14 protein-coding genes are annotated in these 13,830 nt (G+C 68.0%); 6 read left to right on the top strand and 8 right to left on the bottom strand.

What is annotated here, in order from left to right; all coding sequences use genetic code 11:
• From JHC79_RS06250 to JHC79_RS06225, 6 genes are all read right to left on the bottom strand, one after another.
• Nucleotides 1-558 (bottom strand): TerD family protein (locus tag JHC79_RS06250; RefSeq protein ID WP_296389302.1); only part of this gene is annotated, 558 nt, incomplete at its 3' end.
• 58 nt (nt 559-616) lie between these two features.
• On the bottom strand, nt 617-1,465 hold the full coding sequence (locus tag JHC79_RS06245; RefSeq protein ID WP_296389301.1) for an HAD family hydrolase: 849 nt from the start codon (nt 1,463-1,465) through the stop codon (nt 617-619).
• 13 nt (nt 1,466-1,478) lie between these two features.
• A complete protein-coding gene (locus JHC79_RS06240) occupies nt 1,479-2,588 on the bottom strand; it encodes a cysteine protease StiP family protein (protein ID WP_366782366.1) in 1,110 nt (369 codons plus the stop codon).
• 2 nt (nt 2,589-2,590) lie between these two features.
• Nucleotides 2,591-3,886, bottom strand: a complete 1,296-nt coding sequence (locus JHC79_RS06235; RefSeq protein ID WP_296389299.1) for a phosphoribosyltransferase family protein — start codon at nt 3,884-3,886, stop codon at nt 2,591-2,593.
• Entirely contained in the window at nt 3,883-5,097 is a 1,215-nt protein-coding gene (locus JHC79_RS06230; RefSeq protein WP_296389298.1) for an HpcH/HpaI aldolase/citrate lyase family protein, read from the bottom strand. Before JHC79_RS06230 ends, JHC79_RS06235 begins: the two co-directional genes overlap by 4 nt.
• Entirely contained in the window at nt 5,094-6,317 is a 1,224-nt protein-coding gene (locus JHC79_RS06225; RefSeq protein WP_296389297.1) for a hypothetical protein, read from the bottom strand. Before JHC79_RS06225 ends, JHC79_RS06230 begins: the two co-directional genes overlap by 4 nt.
• Before the next feature lie 167 nt (nt 6,318-6,484).
• Here JHC79_RS06225 and JHC79_RS06220 point away from each other — a divergent pair, with 167 nt between their 5' ends.
• From JHC79_RS06220 to JHC79_RS06205, 4 genes are all read left to right on the top strand, one after another.
• A complete protein-coding gene (locus tag JHC79_RS06220) occupies nt 6,485-7,060 on the top strand; it encodes a TerD family protein (RefSeq protein WP_296389296.1) in 576 nt (191 codons plus the stop codon).
• Between the two features lie 118 nt (nt 7,061-7,178).
• Nucleotides 7,179-8,327 (top strand): DUF475 domain-containing protein, encoded by a 1,149-nt coding sequence (locus JHC79_RS06215; RefSeq protein ID WP_296389295.1) that lies wholly within the window; start codon nt 7,179-7,181, stop codon nt 8,325-8,327.
• A gap of 13 nt (nt 8,328-8,340) precedes the next feature.
• Nucleotides 8,341-9,450, top strand: coding sequence for a ferredoxin reductase (locus JHC79_RS06210; RefSeq protein WP_296389294.1), 1,110 nt, complete (start codon nt 8,341-8,343; stop codon nt 9,448-9,450).
• A 33-nt stretch (nt 9,451-9,483) separates the two neighbouring features.
• Entirely contained in the window at nt 9,484-10,308 is an 825-nt protein-coding gene (locus JHC79_RS06205) for an adenylate/guanylate cyclase domain-containing protein (RefSeq protein ID WP_296389293.1), read from the top strand.
• 10 nt (nt 10,309-10,318) lie between these two features.
• On the opposite strand, the gene JHC79_RS06200 is transcribed toward JHC79_RS06205, so the two are convergent.
• Nucleotides 10,319-10,996: a YoaK family protein gene (locus JHC79_RS06200; RefSeq protein ID WP_296389292.1), complete on the bottom strand. Its 678-nt coding sequence runs from the start codon at nt 10,994-10,996 to the stop codon at nt 10,319-10,321.
• A 155-nt stretch (nt 10,997-11,151) separates the two neighbouring features.
• Here JHC79_RS06200 and JHC79_RS06195 point away from each other — a divergent pair, with 155 nt between their 5' ends.
• Nucleotides 11,152-12,252, top strand: a complete 1,101-nt coding sequence (locus JHC79_RS06195; RefSeq protein ID WP_296389291.1) for a glycosyltransferase — start codon at nt 11,152-11,154, stop codon at nt 12,250-12,252.
• A gap of 1 nt (nt 12,253) precedes the next feature.
• Here the strand turns inward: JHC79_RS06195 and JHC79_RS06190 are convergent, their stop codons facing one another.
• A complete protein-coding gene (locus tag JHC79_RS06190) occupies nt 12,254-13,117 on the bottom strand; it encodes a cyclopropane mycolic acid synthase family methyltransferase (RefSeq protein WP_296389290.1) in 864 nt (287 codons plus the stop codon).
• Between the two features lie 257 nt (nt 13,118-13,374).
• On the opposite strand from JHC79_RS06190, the gene JHC79_RS06185 reads away from it, so the two are divergent.
• On the top strand, nt 13,375-13,806 hold the full coding sequence (locus JHC79_RS06185) for an SRPBCC family protein (protein WP_296389289.1): 432 nt from the start codon (nt 13,375-13,377) through the stop codon (nt 13,804-13,806).
• The last annotated feature ends 24 nt before the right edge of the window (nt 13,807-13,830 follow it).

Raw genomic sequence — 13,830 nt, 5'->3', positions numbered from 1 at the left:
AACGAAGTGATTCAAAGTCCGGCGGATGGGAAGTTGCTCAGGTCCGACTGGCGACACGCAGTGCATTGCGTCGTCGACCGACACACCGTGGTCGGTGACCAGGGCGGCGAAACCGCCGGCGTATCCCTGCCCGACGGCGCGGACCTTCCAGTCGGTCCCGCGCCGGTACACCTCTGCCGCGATGACGATGGACTCGGAGGACAACCCGTCGATCGGATAGTCGTAGGCGTCCTGCCCACCGACGCGCACGTGGGCCACGGGTGCCGCGATCGGACCGAAGGTGCCGTTCTCCAGGGTGATGACCGCACGGATCTGCGTGATGTCGGCCGGGACCGCACCCAGGCTCAGACGCAGGGTGCCGATGCCCGCACCGGTCGCCAGCGTGACGCCGGGCCCGGACGGCTGATTGAAGAAGACGAAATCGGCGTCGGTGCGGACCTTCCCGGAATCGGTGACGAGGAGGGCGGACAGATCACCCGCCGCGGCCAGGTCGACCGAGATCTCCACATCGGTTCCTGCGAGGGGGCCGTTCTGTCCCTTGGTCAGCGTCGTCGCCATCAGTCACGTTCCTCAGTCGGTCGTTCGGTGGTGGTCATGTCGGTCGTGCTCACGGTGGTCAGGCGACCACGGTCTCGCGAGACCAGATCAGCAGGCAATCCAGGATCTCCTCGGCCGCGGCGATGCCCGAAGCGCTCGTAACGGACAACGTCGGATGGTGCCACGAGAGTTCCTGCAACTCGCCGTGTCGAGGCCGGATCGCTCGGTCGGCCGACATCAGCAGCGGCCGGTCCAACACCCCGTCGCCCGCCGCGAACAGGCGGTCGGTGGGATGCGGGACGTAGTGCTCGCGAACCGCGGCGATGGCTGCGGACTTCGTCACCGGGTCGGGCATCACGTAGATCTTGCGGCCCTGGCGGGACACGTTCCATCCGCGGGGTCGGGCCCATTGGCGCCACCGGTCGACCAGGTCCGGCGGCAGCGCTGCGAGTTCGACGACCGCGTAGCAGAACAGGCCGTCGGCGATGCGCAGCGACCGCAGCCAGCCGGGGTCGGCGTCGACAGCGAGGTGATCGTGCACCTCCGAGACCGGTGCGCAGGCCGCGGTCAGTCGTCGCTCGACCTCGGCTCGCCAGGCGGGATCGGGCACGCCGTCGACGAGGATCTCGCCGCCGTTGGCGGCCACGGCGAACCGACGACGGGACAGATCCGGAGTGAACGGCAGCTCGACGCGGCGTAGCTGCTCGACGCTACGGGTGGTCACCGGGACCACCGTCGCGACGTGGTCCAGCTCGTCGAGCAACTCGACCGCGCGGTGCGACATGAACGACTGCGGTCGCCCCTGATAGATCTCGACACACCGCAGGGTGGCGGCGCAGGCGTAGTCGTCCGGCTCGACGCCGATCTCGGCCGCGGCGGTCGAGTAGATCAACGTTCGATCCAGATCGGTCGCGACGAGCGCGGTCACTGCTGCCTCCCGATCACTCGAGTTCCTTGATGAGCCCCATGCACGAGTACGCCAGATCGTCGACGACCTCCACCGGAACGCCCCGACTCTCGGCGAGGGCGTGGATGTGGTGCAACTCGGGGGCATCGGGGTCACGCACGAGGATCCGCCACGGGACCCGTCGCAGCAGCACGCGCGTCGTCTCACCGACACCGGGCTTGACGAAGTTGACCGTGGTGATGCCGTACCGCGCGCGGATGTCCTCCACCGATCGCCACCCGCTCCACGACGGTGTCCGATCAGAGGCCACGAGGTCGGTGACGGCATCGTCGATGCCTCCCGCGACGTCGGGGAAAGCGCCGGACACCGCGTCGAGCAGACGGTTCGAGACATCCGAGTCGGCGAGTTCCCGATAGAACTTCGCGCCGTGGAAGTCGTTCGGGCCGATCAGATCTGCGTTCAGGACCGTCCGCGACACCAGACCGGAGACCGTCGAGTTCAGGCAGGCCGAGGCGATGAGGAAGTCGTCGCGGGTGCCGTACGTGCGGACGCAGTGACCGGGATCGGCCAGCACGGCGAGATCGGGATTGCACCGCGGCCCCCCGGCGGCCGCGACGTCGTCGAGCGCGGCGGTCAGTTCACGGGCGATGGCACCCTTGCCGGTCCACCCGTCGACGAAGACCACCGATGCGGGGTCGTGATGTGCGGCCAGGTACTCGATCGCGGTCCGGTCGATGCCTCGGTCGCGGACGATCGACACGGCGTAGTGCGGGAGTTCGAGGCCGTGCCGGTACCGCGCCCATCGGCGCATGAGGATCCCGACCGGGGTGCCGGCGCGGGCGAGGGACGCCACCACGACGTCCTCGCCGCGTTCGGCGATCACCAGTTCGGTGACGGTCGCGACCGCGGCGGCCAGCGTGCCGGCGGTCTCGTCGAGGACGGTGTCGAACAACGCCCGGTAGCGCTCATCGGGCTGGAACTCGATGGGCAGCGACTCCGCGTAGTGCGCGGTACCGGCCTGGATCGCGCGCTCGCGGATCTCGATGTCGGCCTCGAGATCGACATCGGACAGATCGGTGAGCAGCCAGGCGACCTCGTCGGGCGCGTAGCTGCCGAAGTCGGGCCCGTACAGCGGCGTGGGCAGATTCACCGACTCACACCCCGGGCCGCGGCCAGCGCTGCGAACCGCGTGTCGCCGACGACCAGCAGCACCAGGTCTCGTCCGGACCCGGTCAGCGCGGCGACCACCGAGTCGTCGGCGACGAGGGCATCGGTGTCGGCGGCGGCGTCCACGACGAGCACGCGCTGGGTGTGGGGGTCGGCCTCACCGGCGTTGTACAGGTACCGACGAGGCGCATCGATGGACGTGCGCACCTCCGGCGCGGTGAAAGCGAACCCGTGGCGCAGCGGATATCCGTCGGCGTCGCGCACGTAGGCGGGGGAGCGGGTGGTCGTCTGCGACAGCACGATCCGCCCGGGGGACTCGATTGCCGCCGCGATCCGCATCGGCAGGTACATCAGTTCCTCGTGCCCGATCACGACCACGGGGCGCCGCGGGTCGAGGTGGGGTTCGAGGGCCTCCGCCGCGGACGCGACCAGCCCGGCAAAGGCGGTTTCGTCGGCGGCGAGGAAGCCATGGCGTCCCCCATCGGGCACATCGGGCGGCCACTCGACGTCGACCCGGATCACCTCACCGTCGTCGACGGTGTCGCGGAGGTGATCACCGGAGGGCTGCCGATCGGGAAGAGCCGCGACCCGCGTGACCAGATCAGCGGGCACGGTGGCGACCCCGCGCGCCAGACTGACGAACTCGACGGTGACGTCGAGATCGGCAGCGGCGGCGGCGCAGGTCGCCACGTCGGCGTCCGATCGCATGTCGACCAGTGCGGCCACGACGTACCGGCGTCGCGGAGCGAGCTGGTGGAGTGAGCGGATGGCATCGAGTGCTGTTGCTCCCGTGGAGATCTCGTCGTCGACGAGCACCAGCGTGTCCCCGGTGCGCAGCAGCTCCGGCGACGACGGCTGGATGAGGTGGTCGGTGGCGTGCGAATGGCCCTCGGAGAACCGCGCCCACGTCGCACCGGGCGGGCCGGGGCGGCGGGTGGAGTGCAGGTAGACCGGCGCGTCGAGTCGCCGGGCGACGACGTGTCCCAGACCCGTTGCCGTCTCGGCGAAACCGAAGACGACGACCGATTCACCCGTGCCGATGCGGACCAGGTCCGCGAGGTCGGACCCGGCGCGGATGATGGTCGACGGGGCCACCGGGATGTGTTTGCCGAGGACCCGTGACACCCACAGGTGTGCGCGTTTGGGGTTGCGTCGCAGGCCCGGTTCGATCAGTGCGTCGATGCTCCACCCTGCGATCCCGTCGACGTGCGACGCCACCAGGCCGAGTTCCGTTCCGGCCCAGGGCGCCAGGGCAGGTACCGGGTGCGTCGTCACCGATCGACCACCGCGGTCAGCAGTTCGATGACCGCGACATCGGGGCGGGTGACCCCGAAGACGGTGGCGCGCGTGAGGGTGCGTTCGGCCCAGGCGCGGTGCGGTCGACGCTCGTTCATCTTGTTGCGGTACTCCGACGGGAGCACGCCGCCGGTGTCCCCGGCCGCGTCCGCTCCGGCGTGTTCGTCGGCGACACCGAGCACCGCGAGCGCGTCGACGTACTCCTCGTGCGACACCGTGCACATCGAGTGGACGACGTTGACGTGTGTCGGGTGGATGACGGTCTTGCCCTGCAGGCCGTTCGCGCGATCGAGCACCAGCTCACGCAGCAGACCGTCGAGGTCGCGACTGACCAGGTGCGTGCGGAACCGGACGGCGTCGATCTCCTTGAACGGCGTGTTGCGCAACAGCGGCCGGAACATGCGTTCGTGCGCGTTGTAGTACTCCCACACCGGTCCGGTGATGACGAAACCGGTGCCGTCGCGACGACCCAGGATGTTGACCACCGTGGCGATCACCGAGGCGACCGGATGGACGTCGTAGATCGTCAGGTCGGGATCGCGGCGGATACCGAAGGTGCCACACAGGTCGGTGGCGCCGATGCGCACGGCCAGGACGGTGTCGCGGAACTCGCCGAGCAGTTCGGCGATCGCGCGTAGCTCGCCGTCACGCGTCTCGAGGGCCAGCACCTCGGGTGTCTCGATGATCGGCATCGCGTAGAGCCGACGGCCGACGACCTCGGACGCGCGAACGATCCGGGTCAGATAGTCGCGGCCGCATGACGAACCGAACTTCGGGATCGCGAAACCCGCGAGGATGTCGGCACCCGCTGTCATCTCGGAGATCAGCGCGTCGATCTGGTCGGCCGAGCGGACGCGGACGAACAGCAGGGGGCCGCCACGGGCGGCGAGGGTGTCGAGAGCGGTCACCACGGCGTGCACCCCCGCAGCGACCTCGGCATCGGGGACGGCGTCTTCGAGATCGACGACGATCGACACCGACCCAGCGGCGGCGGCGCGTTCGATGAGGGACACCAGTCCGTCACGGATCGCCGGGATGTAGAGCGTGGCGCCCAACGCGGTGGCGAGCAGCTCGCGATCGGCATCCACCGGGATCGGCTGCGGCCGTCGATGGAAGAGACGGGAGAGTTCGCTCTCGTCGAGCATCGGGAAATGCATCACCGTCCGACCCGAGGTCGCGGTGGGGCTCATCTCCGTCTGCCCTGGCCTTTCATCTTCGTGACGACGTCCGCGACGAATGCGGCGATGTCGTCCATCTCGGTCACGTAACCCCAGTAGTCGGGGTGGGTGCCGGTCAGGCCGGTGGTGGCCCTGTCCGCTCGCGCCGCAGCCGCGTCGAGGACCGTTCCCCACTGCGGAACCAGGCCACGGTCGACGGCGAGCAACTGTGCGTCACGAATCTGGAATCGGACTCTACCCTCGACCGCCTGCGGGTCGGCCCGAACGTCGCGCAGCGTGGTGAGGCGATCGGTCACGCCGTCGATGAAGTGTTCGGCGTCGGCGAGAGCGGACCTGGCGGCACCGACCTCGGCGCCGGCCCGATCCGGGTCGGCGGCCAGCATGTGTGCCGCGGAGTCGATGTGCCCGGCGGCGGCCCGCAGGGCGTCGTCACCCCGTCGGTCGTGTCCGATCAGATCCTCGGAGCAGGCGGCCGAGAACTCCCGCAGCAACGCCGAATAGGCCTCGGGAAGGCGCTCCGCGCGTGTGCGGACCGCCGACCATCGCGTGCGTACCGACGACAGTGCCCGCTCTACCTCCACGGAGCGACGCGGCGCGGCCTCGACGGCAGACGTCAGTTCCTCGGCGGCGGCGGACAGTTCGGTGGTCGCGGTGTTCAGCTCCGCTGTCGCGACACCGGCGGCGGCGTCACGTGCGCGGTCGAAGTCGGCCCGGACGCGTGCGAGATGGTCGAGCGCCGACCGCACCGAGCTGTACACCGACAGTTCCGCCGGCAGGGCGTCGACCGCTGCGATGGCTGCGTCCGATGCCCCCATGGCGGCCCCGGCGCGATCGGGGACCGCAGCGCGCATGGTCCGGGCGCCCTCGATGGACGTCGAGTGCTCGGAGTAGAACCGGTCGAGCGCCGAGATGGACTCGTGAATGTCGCGTGAACACTGCTCGTACTCGGCCTGACGATTTCCCGGCGTCGCCGTCGGGGTGCCTGACGAGTCGCTCAGCGACAGGTAGCGGTCGATGCTGACGTAGACGCGGGTGCGGACCGGCTCGAAGGCCTGCGCCAACGTGCGGTCCTGACCCAGTTCCGTCGCCGCGTCGACACCGTCGGAGATGATGGAAAGACGCTGGTCGAGCTGGAGGAAGTCCCGGACCATGGCCTCGCGGGCAGCGTCGAGCGGAGCGACCGGGGTGCGTGACCCCGAACTCCGAGAACGTCCGAACCAGCCACTGACCACCTGCGCAATCGTACTGGGGAACCTTTGAACCGGTCGCGGCAGTTGTCCGAGGGCAGCCTGTCGCACGGTCGATCGCTCGCACCGGATGTCGGACTTCACGTACGGTGGCTGCAACGAATTCAGACTGGGTTGACCAGCTCTGACAGGCAACAACGGAAAGGACTGACATGGGCGTCAGCTTGAGCAAGGGCGGAAACGTTTCTCTGACGAAGGAGGCCCCGAACCTCACCGCGGTGGCCGTCGGCCTCGGCTGGGACATCCGTTCCACCACCGGCACCGACTTCGACCTCGACGCGAGCGCCATCGCGACCGGGACCGACAAGAAGTCGTTGTCGGACAAGCACTTCGTCTTCTTCAACAACCTGACCTCGCCGGACGGCTCCATCGAACACACCGGTGACAACACCACCGGTGAGGGCGAGGGCGACGACGAGGTCATCAAGGTGAACCTGGCCGCCGTACCGCCGGAGGTCGACTCCATCGTCTTCCCCGTCTCGATTTACGACGCCGACGCGCGTTCGCAGTCGTTCGGTCAGGTCCGCAACGCGTTCATCCGCGTCGTCGACCAGTCCAACAACTCGGAGCTGGCCCGCTACGACCTCACCGAGGATGCGTCCACCGAGACGGCCATGGTCTTCGGCGAGCTGTACCGCAACGGCGCGGAGTGGAAGTTCCGCGCGGTGGGCCAGGGATACGCATCCGGCCTCGCCGGGATCGCACGTGACTTCGGGGTCAACGTCTGATCGTCGTTCGTGCAGTAACGTCATACTGCCCATCCACGTGACCAGCACTCGGGAGTCGTGGCCGCCGATGTCGGCGGCACGACTCCCGAACTGCGTCCTCTAGCGAAAGGCCACATCCGTGGTTGTTCGTACCTTCGGGATCTCGGTCCTGGTCACCATCGCCGCACTCGTGGCCGCGTTCGTCTACGGCAGCTGGGAAGCGGTCGCGCTCTGCGCCATCCTCGGTGTGCTCGAGGTGTCACTGTCGTTCGACAACGCGGTCATCAACGCCACCGTGCTCGAGAAGATGAGCGAGTTCTGGCAGAAGATGTTCCTGACCGTCGGCATCATCATCGCCGTCTTCGGTATGCGCCTGCTGTTCCCGCTGGTCGTCGTGTGGGTCACCGCGGGCCTCAACCCGGTCCAGGCCTTCGACCTCGCGCTCAACCCGCCGGCCGAGGGGTCCGGGCAGGAGTCCTACGAGCAGATCCTCACCGACGCCCACCCGCAGATCGCGGCGTTCGGCGGCATGTTCCTGTTCATGCTGTTCCTCAACTTCATCCTGTCCGAGCGCGACATCAAGTGGCTCTCGTGGTTCGAGAAGCCCCTGGCGACAATCGGCAAGCTGGATCAGCTGTCGGTCATCATCGCCGGTCTCAGCCTGACCCTCGTCGCGGAGTTCCTCGCCGACGACCAGCACCGGGCGACGATCATGATCGCCGGCGTGCTCGGCATGATCACCTACATCGCCGTCGACGGACTCGGATCGCTGTTTCACACCGAACAACTCGAGGAGGACCACGAGCGCGACGTGGCCTCGCGCGCCGCGGGCGGCCCGTCCACACTGGTCAAGGCGACCGGCAAGGCCGCGTTCTTCCTGTTCCTCTACCTCGAGGTCCTCGACGCGTCGTTCTCGTTCGACGGTGTCATCGGCGCGTTCGCCATCACCGCCGACCCGATCATCATCGCCCTGGGACTCGGCTTCATCGGCGCGATGTTCGTCCGCTCGATCACCGTGTACCTGGTCCGCCAGGGCACGCTGTCGGACTACCGGTACCTCGAGCACGGTGCGCACTGGGCCATCGGCGCCCTGTCGGTGATCCTGTTCATCTCGATCGAGTACCACATCAACGAGATCATCACCGGCCTGGTCGGGGTCGCCTTCATCGGTGCCGCCTTCCTCAGCAGCGTCGTCGCCAACCGTCGCGAGGAGCGCTCCGACGGGGATTCCACACCGAAGGCGGGTGGGGGAGAGTCCCCGTCCGAGATGGCCACTGCGACCGACTGATTCGAGGACCGAAGTGGACCTGCTCAAGTGGAGTAAACAGCCCGCGAAAGACGTCGAGGCCGCGAGACCGCAGATCAACATCGTGCGCGGACTGATCGCGCGGGCGACGACCCCGCTGCTGCCCGACGACTATCTCCACCTGCTCAACCCGTTGTGGTCGGCGCGGGAGTTGCGTGGGCGCATCGTCTCCGTGGAGAAGGAGACCGCCGACACCGCCACCGTCGAGATCGAGACCGGGTGGGGTTTCTCGCACTCCTACGCGCCGGGACAGTACGTCGGTATCGGACTACAGGTCGAGGGCCGGTGGCACTGGCGCTCGTACTCGCTGACGTCGATCGGTGAATCGCGTCGCAAGCGCATCACCGTCACCGTCAAGGCCAACCCCGACGGCTTCCTCTCGACGCACCTCGTCGACGGCGTCCGGCCGGGCACCGTGATCCGGCTGGCGCCGCCGCAGGGCGACTTCATCCTGCCGAATCCGGCCCCGGCGAAGCTGCTCTTCATCACCGCGGGCAGCGGCATCACGCCGGTCATCTCGATGCTGCGGGGGTTGCGGGCCCGCGGCGAACATCCCGACATCGTCCACGTGCACTCCGCGCCCACCCGCGACGACGTCATCTTCCTCGACAAGCTCGAGGAACTGAGCGCGTCCGAGCACTACGTGCTCGATCTGCAGCTGACGCGTGAGATGGGCAAGGTCGACATCGCCGATCTCGGCAACCGTGTCCCGGACTGGCGGGACCGGTCGGCCTGGGCGTGCGGCCCGGTGGCCATGCTCGATCAGGTCGAGACCGTCTGGGCGCACAACGGCATCGAGGACAACCTGCACATCGAGCGGTTCGCGATCGCGCGCACCGACAAGGGTGGCGAGGGTGGCACGGTGACGTTCGCGCGGTCGGACAAGACCGCCGAGATCGACGGCGCCACCACACTGCTCGAGGCCGGCGAGAAACTCGGCGTCCAGATGCCGTTCGGGTGCCGGATGGGCATCTGTCAGACGTGCGTGGTGCCGCTGAGCGAGGGCTATGTCCGTGATCTGCGCTCCGGGGACGAACATCGTGAGGGCGACCGCATCCAGACCTGCATCAGCACCGTCTCCGGTCGATGCACACTGGACCTGTGACGACGCGATCGCCACGGATGAGACCCCAGGACAATGGCTGATCCCGACGACAACCGACACCCACGAGGACGCGCGTTCCTCGACGGCTTGAACCGCGCGCGAGCGTGGGCGGGCCGGGTCAACCGAACGGACTCGGTCGTCGAGGCCGCGCGGTCGGCTCGCAAGGTGGCGCCGGGCGAGCTGCCCATCCTCGAGGTGTCGAGCAATCCGACCCGTAACAGCGACCGCATCGCCCGACTCATCGGTGAAGCCGGATCCGCCCAGCCCACCGCCCTGCGCGAACTCGGTCTGACGGCGGTGCAGCTGTGGCAGGCGCTCATCGCACGCCGACCGGCGGTCTCGGCGCCCAGCGAATACGTGACGATCCTGTTCACCGATCTGGTCGGCTTCTCCACCTGGGCGTTGCGCGCCGGGGACGACAAAGTGCTCACCCTGCTGCGTCAGGTCAACGCGGCGACCACCGACATCGTCGGCCGCCGCAACGGTCGGGTGGTGAAGTCCCTGGGCGACGGGGTCATGGCCGTGTTCGTCGACGGCGCGGACGCCATCGAGGCGGCACACGAGGCAGGGCTGGCCGTCAGTGCGATCACCATCGACGGATACCGCCCCCAACTCCGCGCCGGCCTGCACACCGGCAAACCCCGCCGCGACGGCGACGACTACCTGGGCGTGGACGTCAACATCGCCGCACGGGTGGCCGACGCCGCCTCAGGGGGCGAGGTGCTGGCCACGAGCTCCACTCTCGACGTCACCGACGCCGACAAGTACATCAAGCGGCGCAGGCGGTTTCGGGCAAAGGGTGCCCCGAAGGACCTGATCGTGTACTCCGTTGTCCCCAAGTACGATTCGGGGCTGTGACGCGACTCGGTCAGCCGAGTACGCCGGCCCGGTCGGCCACCGTGTAGGTATAGGTGGAGACCACCGCGCTGATGACGGTCGCGGTGACCAGCATCTGCGGGTTGCTGATGACGAGACTGACCAACCCGCCGATCAGGGCGCCGGCGACGAACGAGACGTACAGCAGGAAGTATCCGAGCCAGTCCGACGCCTTGCCGCCACTGATGTGGCGTTCGATTCCCTGCCCCATCTTCACCAGCGTGCCGGTCACGTAACTCAGCGGGATGGACACCTCGCCGTTCTTGCAGAACGAGGTGTTCAGGGCGCCGATCCCGAAGGCCACGAACAGGATCGGGATGAACTCGACCTGCGGCGCATCCCAGCCGGCCATGATCAGATCGACGACCGAGGCGACGATGAGGGCGCCCGTCGTCAGCACGGTGGCGCCATGGGGATGGTTGACCCACAGATGACGTCGACACAGCGAGGCCACCACGACACCGGCGACGAAGCTGAGGGTGATGAAGATCGCGGCGCGGGCGAGAGTCGGTTGATCGGTGAAGAACCCGAGTACTCCGCGTTCTGCGTTGCCGGTCATGAAGGTCACGAAATATCCACCCGTGACGGTGAATGCGGCGGCGCCGACCAATCCCGCCAGGCCCGCGAGCACCCAGGACAACCGGGCCTCGCTGTCTGCGATCACGTCCATGGGGCCCGAGGTTAGCGAAAGTTCGCCGACCGTGCCGCGACGGAACCGTCAGATGTGCCTGACCACAACACCGGCAGCGTTCTGTTGTGCGATCGTTGTGCCGCTGTACATCTCACCGACAACGACCCGTGTGATGCCGGACTCATACTGCGGCGATGCACATCGTTCAGGTCGCGAACTTCTACGGGCCCCGCTCCGGTGGGCTGCGAACAGCGGTCGACCAACTCGGTCGGGGTTACACCGATCGGGGCCACACGGTGTCGGTGATCGTCCCCGGCCCGCGAGCCGACGAGGAGGTCCTCGCGTCCGGGGTGTGTCGCATCACCGTTCCCGCGCTTGCGGTCCCGTTCACCGGCGGCTATCGGGTCGCCGATCCGCGCCGTGTCACCGAGGTGTTGCGCGGGGTGCGACCCGACGCGATCGAGGTGTCCGACCGGCTCACGCTACGCGGCCTCGGGCCGTGGGCACGCCGTCGCGACATCGCCGCGGTGATGATCTCGCACGAACGTCTCGATCGGTTGCTCGGTCAGATGATGCCGGGGCGGTTCGCCCGTGCCGCAGCCGATCTCGCGAACTCGCGGACCGCGGCCGGCTACGACGCGGTGGTCTGCACCACCGAGTTCGCGCGCGCCGAGTTCGACCGGATCGGGGCGTCGAACGTCCACCGCGTGCCGTTCGGTGTCGACCTCGATCTGTTCCATCCGCGACGACGAGATCCCGAGGCCGCCCGGACGTGGCGCGGTTCGGCCCGACACCTGATGGTGCACTGCGGTCGGTTGTCGGTGGAGAAACACGTCGAACGCAGCATCGACTCGTGTGCACACCTCGTGCGCTCGGGGATCGACACCCACCTGGTGATCGCCGGCGACGGCCCCCGACGCGCCGCACTCACCCGGCGTGCCGCCGGACTGCCGGTGACCTTCACCGGGTTCCTGGAGAGCCGGACCGCGGTCGCGGGTCTCCTCGCGGCCGCCGACGTCGCCATGGCCCCCGGCCCGCACGAGACGTTCTGCCTCTCGGCGCTGGAGGCGTTGGCGGCTGGGACCCCGGTCGTCGCATCGCGCACGTCCGCGGTCGCCGAGATGCTCACCGACCGCTGCGGCGCGGTGGCGCACAACACTGCAGAGTCGTTCGCCGAGGGTGTCCAGACGGTGTTCGGCCTTCCCGAGGGCGGCCGGACCGACGCCCGGCGACGCGCCGAGGTGTTCGGGTGGCCGTCCTCGGTGGACGGGATGCTCGACGTACTGAGCGCCTGACCTACTTCGCGAGCGTGAACTGCATGACGTCGATGTAACCGTTACGGAAGTAGTCGGCGCACCCGGTCAGGTAGTGGATGTAGGTGTTGTAGACGTCCTCGGAGGCGATCCGGACAGCGTCGTCGCGCCGCTTCTCGAGGGCATCGGCCCAGATGTCGAGGGTGCGCGCGTAGTGCTGCTGCAGCGGCTGGATCTTCTCGACCGTGAAGCCGGCGGCGGTCGACTCACGCTCGACGTCGTGCGGCTCGGGCAGCTGGCCGCCGGGGAAGATCTCGTTGGCGATGAACCGCGCGAACTGGAGCACGTCACGGGTGATCGGCAGACCCTTCTCCCGGATGACGTGCCGGTTGAAGGCCACGATCGTGTGCAGCAGCATGCGGCCGTCGGCAGGGAGCAGGTTGTAGGTCTTCTCGAAGAACTGGGGGTACCGCTCGGCGCGGAAGTGTTCGAAGGCGCCGATGCTGACGATTCGGTCGACGGGCTGGTCGAACTCCTCCCACCCCTGCAGACGGACCTCGGCGGTCCGGCCCTCCGGGGTTGCCTCGGCCAGCGATGCGTTCACGAGCTCGTACTGGTTCTTGCTCAACGTCAGGCCGATCACGTTGACGTCGTAGCGCTCCATCGCGCGCTTGATGGTGGTGCCCCACCCGCAGCCGACGTCGAGCAGCGTCATGCCCGGCTCGAGCCCGAGCTTGCCCAGGGAGAGATCGATCTTCGCGTACTGCGCCTGCTCCAACGTGTAGTCGTCCTGCTCGAAATACGCGCAGCTGTACATCCGCGACGGATCGAGGAAGAGGTCGAAGAAGTCGTTGGAGAGGTCGTAGTGGGCCTGGACGTCCTCGTAGAACGGATCGAGATCGGTCATGGGTGCGGGTTACCTTCCGTCGATGTCCCCCCGGACCGGCGTGGCCGGGGCCGCGGGTGACCGGGTGACCCGGGTCACCACCTCACAGCGGCGTCGGGCCACGATACCGCGCGCACCGAGCGCTACCGGTACCGTCACGTCAAGCACTGTGGAACCCAGCGCGACCGGTCCGTACCCACCGGCGACGTCGCACATGCGGTGCACACGACACCAGAAACCCAGACATGCACCTGGCGTGCAGCAGGAGGAATCAACCGGTGGCAAGTGTGACTGTGACCGTCCGCTCCGACCTCGAACCCGCGGCCGCGTGGGCGTTGGCGTCGGATCTACAGCGGTTCGACGAATGGCTGACCATCTTCGCCGGATGGAAGTCCGATGTCCCCACGACGATCACGAAGGGCACGAAGGCCTCGTCGCTGATCAAGGTGAAGGGCTTCCGCAACACGATCAACTGGACCGTGACCGAGTACGACGAGCCCAAGCGGATCGGGCTCAAGGGCACCGGCCGCGGCGGGGTGAAGATCGACTTGGCGATGACCGTGTCGCCCGACGGGGGCGGGTCCACCTTCGACCTGACGGCCGACCTCAGCGGCGGGCTGCTCAGCGGTCCGGTGGGCAGATTGGTCGCCCGGGTGATCGAGTCCGACGTACGGTCCTCGGTGGACAACCTGGCGGCGCTGACCGCCTGACCCGCGACGCGGCAAGGAACCCAC

This window comes from Williamsia sp., from assembly GCF_016462415.1.
GTDB lineage: Bacteria > Actinomycetota > Actinomycetes > Mycobacteriales > Mycobacteriaceae > Williamsia_A.
Note: the sequence above shows the minus strand (reverse complement) of the source record. Positions and strands in the feature narration are given on the sequence as shown.

Bases quoted from the DNA above. Each gene is read 5' to 3' on its own strand.
- JHC79_RS06230 (WP_296389298.1), bottom strand. From the start codon at position 5,097: ATGAGCCCCACCGCGACCTCGGGTCGGACGGTGATGCATTTCCCGATG.
- JHC79_RS06220 (WP_296389296.1), top strand. From the start codon at position 6,485: ATGGGCGTCAGCTTGAGCAAGGGCGGAAACGTTTCTCTGACGAAGGAG.
- JHC79_RS06205 (WP_296389293.1), top strand. From the start codon at position 9,484: ATGGCTGATCCCGACGACAACCGACACCCACGAGGACGCGCGTTCCTC.
- JHC79_RS06200 (WP_296389292.1), bottom strand. From the start codon at position 10,996: ATGGACGTGATCGCAGACAGCGAGGCCCGGTTGTCCTGGGTGCTCGCG.
- JHC79_RS06195 (WP_296389291.1), top strand. From the start codon at position 11,152: ATGCACATCGTTCAGGTCGCGAACTTCTACGGGCCCCGCTCCGGTGGG.
- JHC79_RS06190 (WP_296389290.1), bottom strand. From the start codon at position 13,117: ATGACCGATCTCGATCCGTTCTACGAGGACGTCCAGGCCCACTACGAC.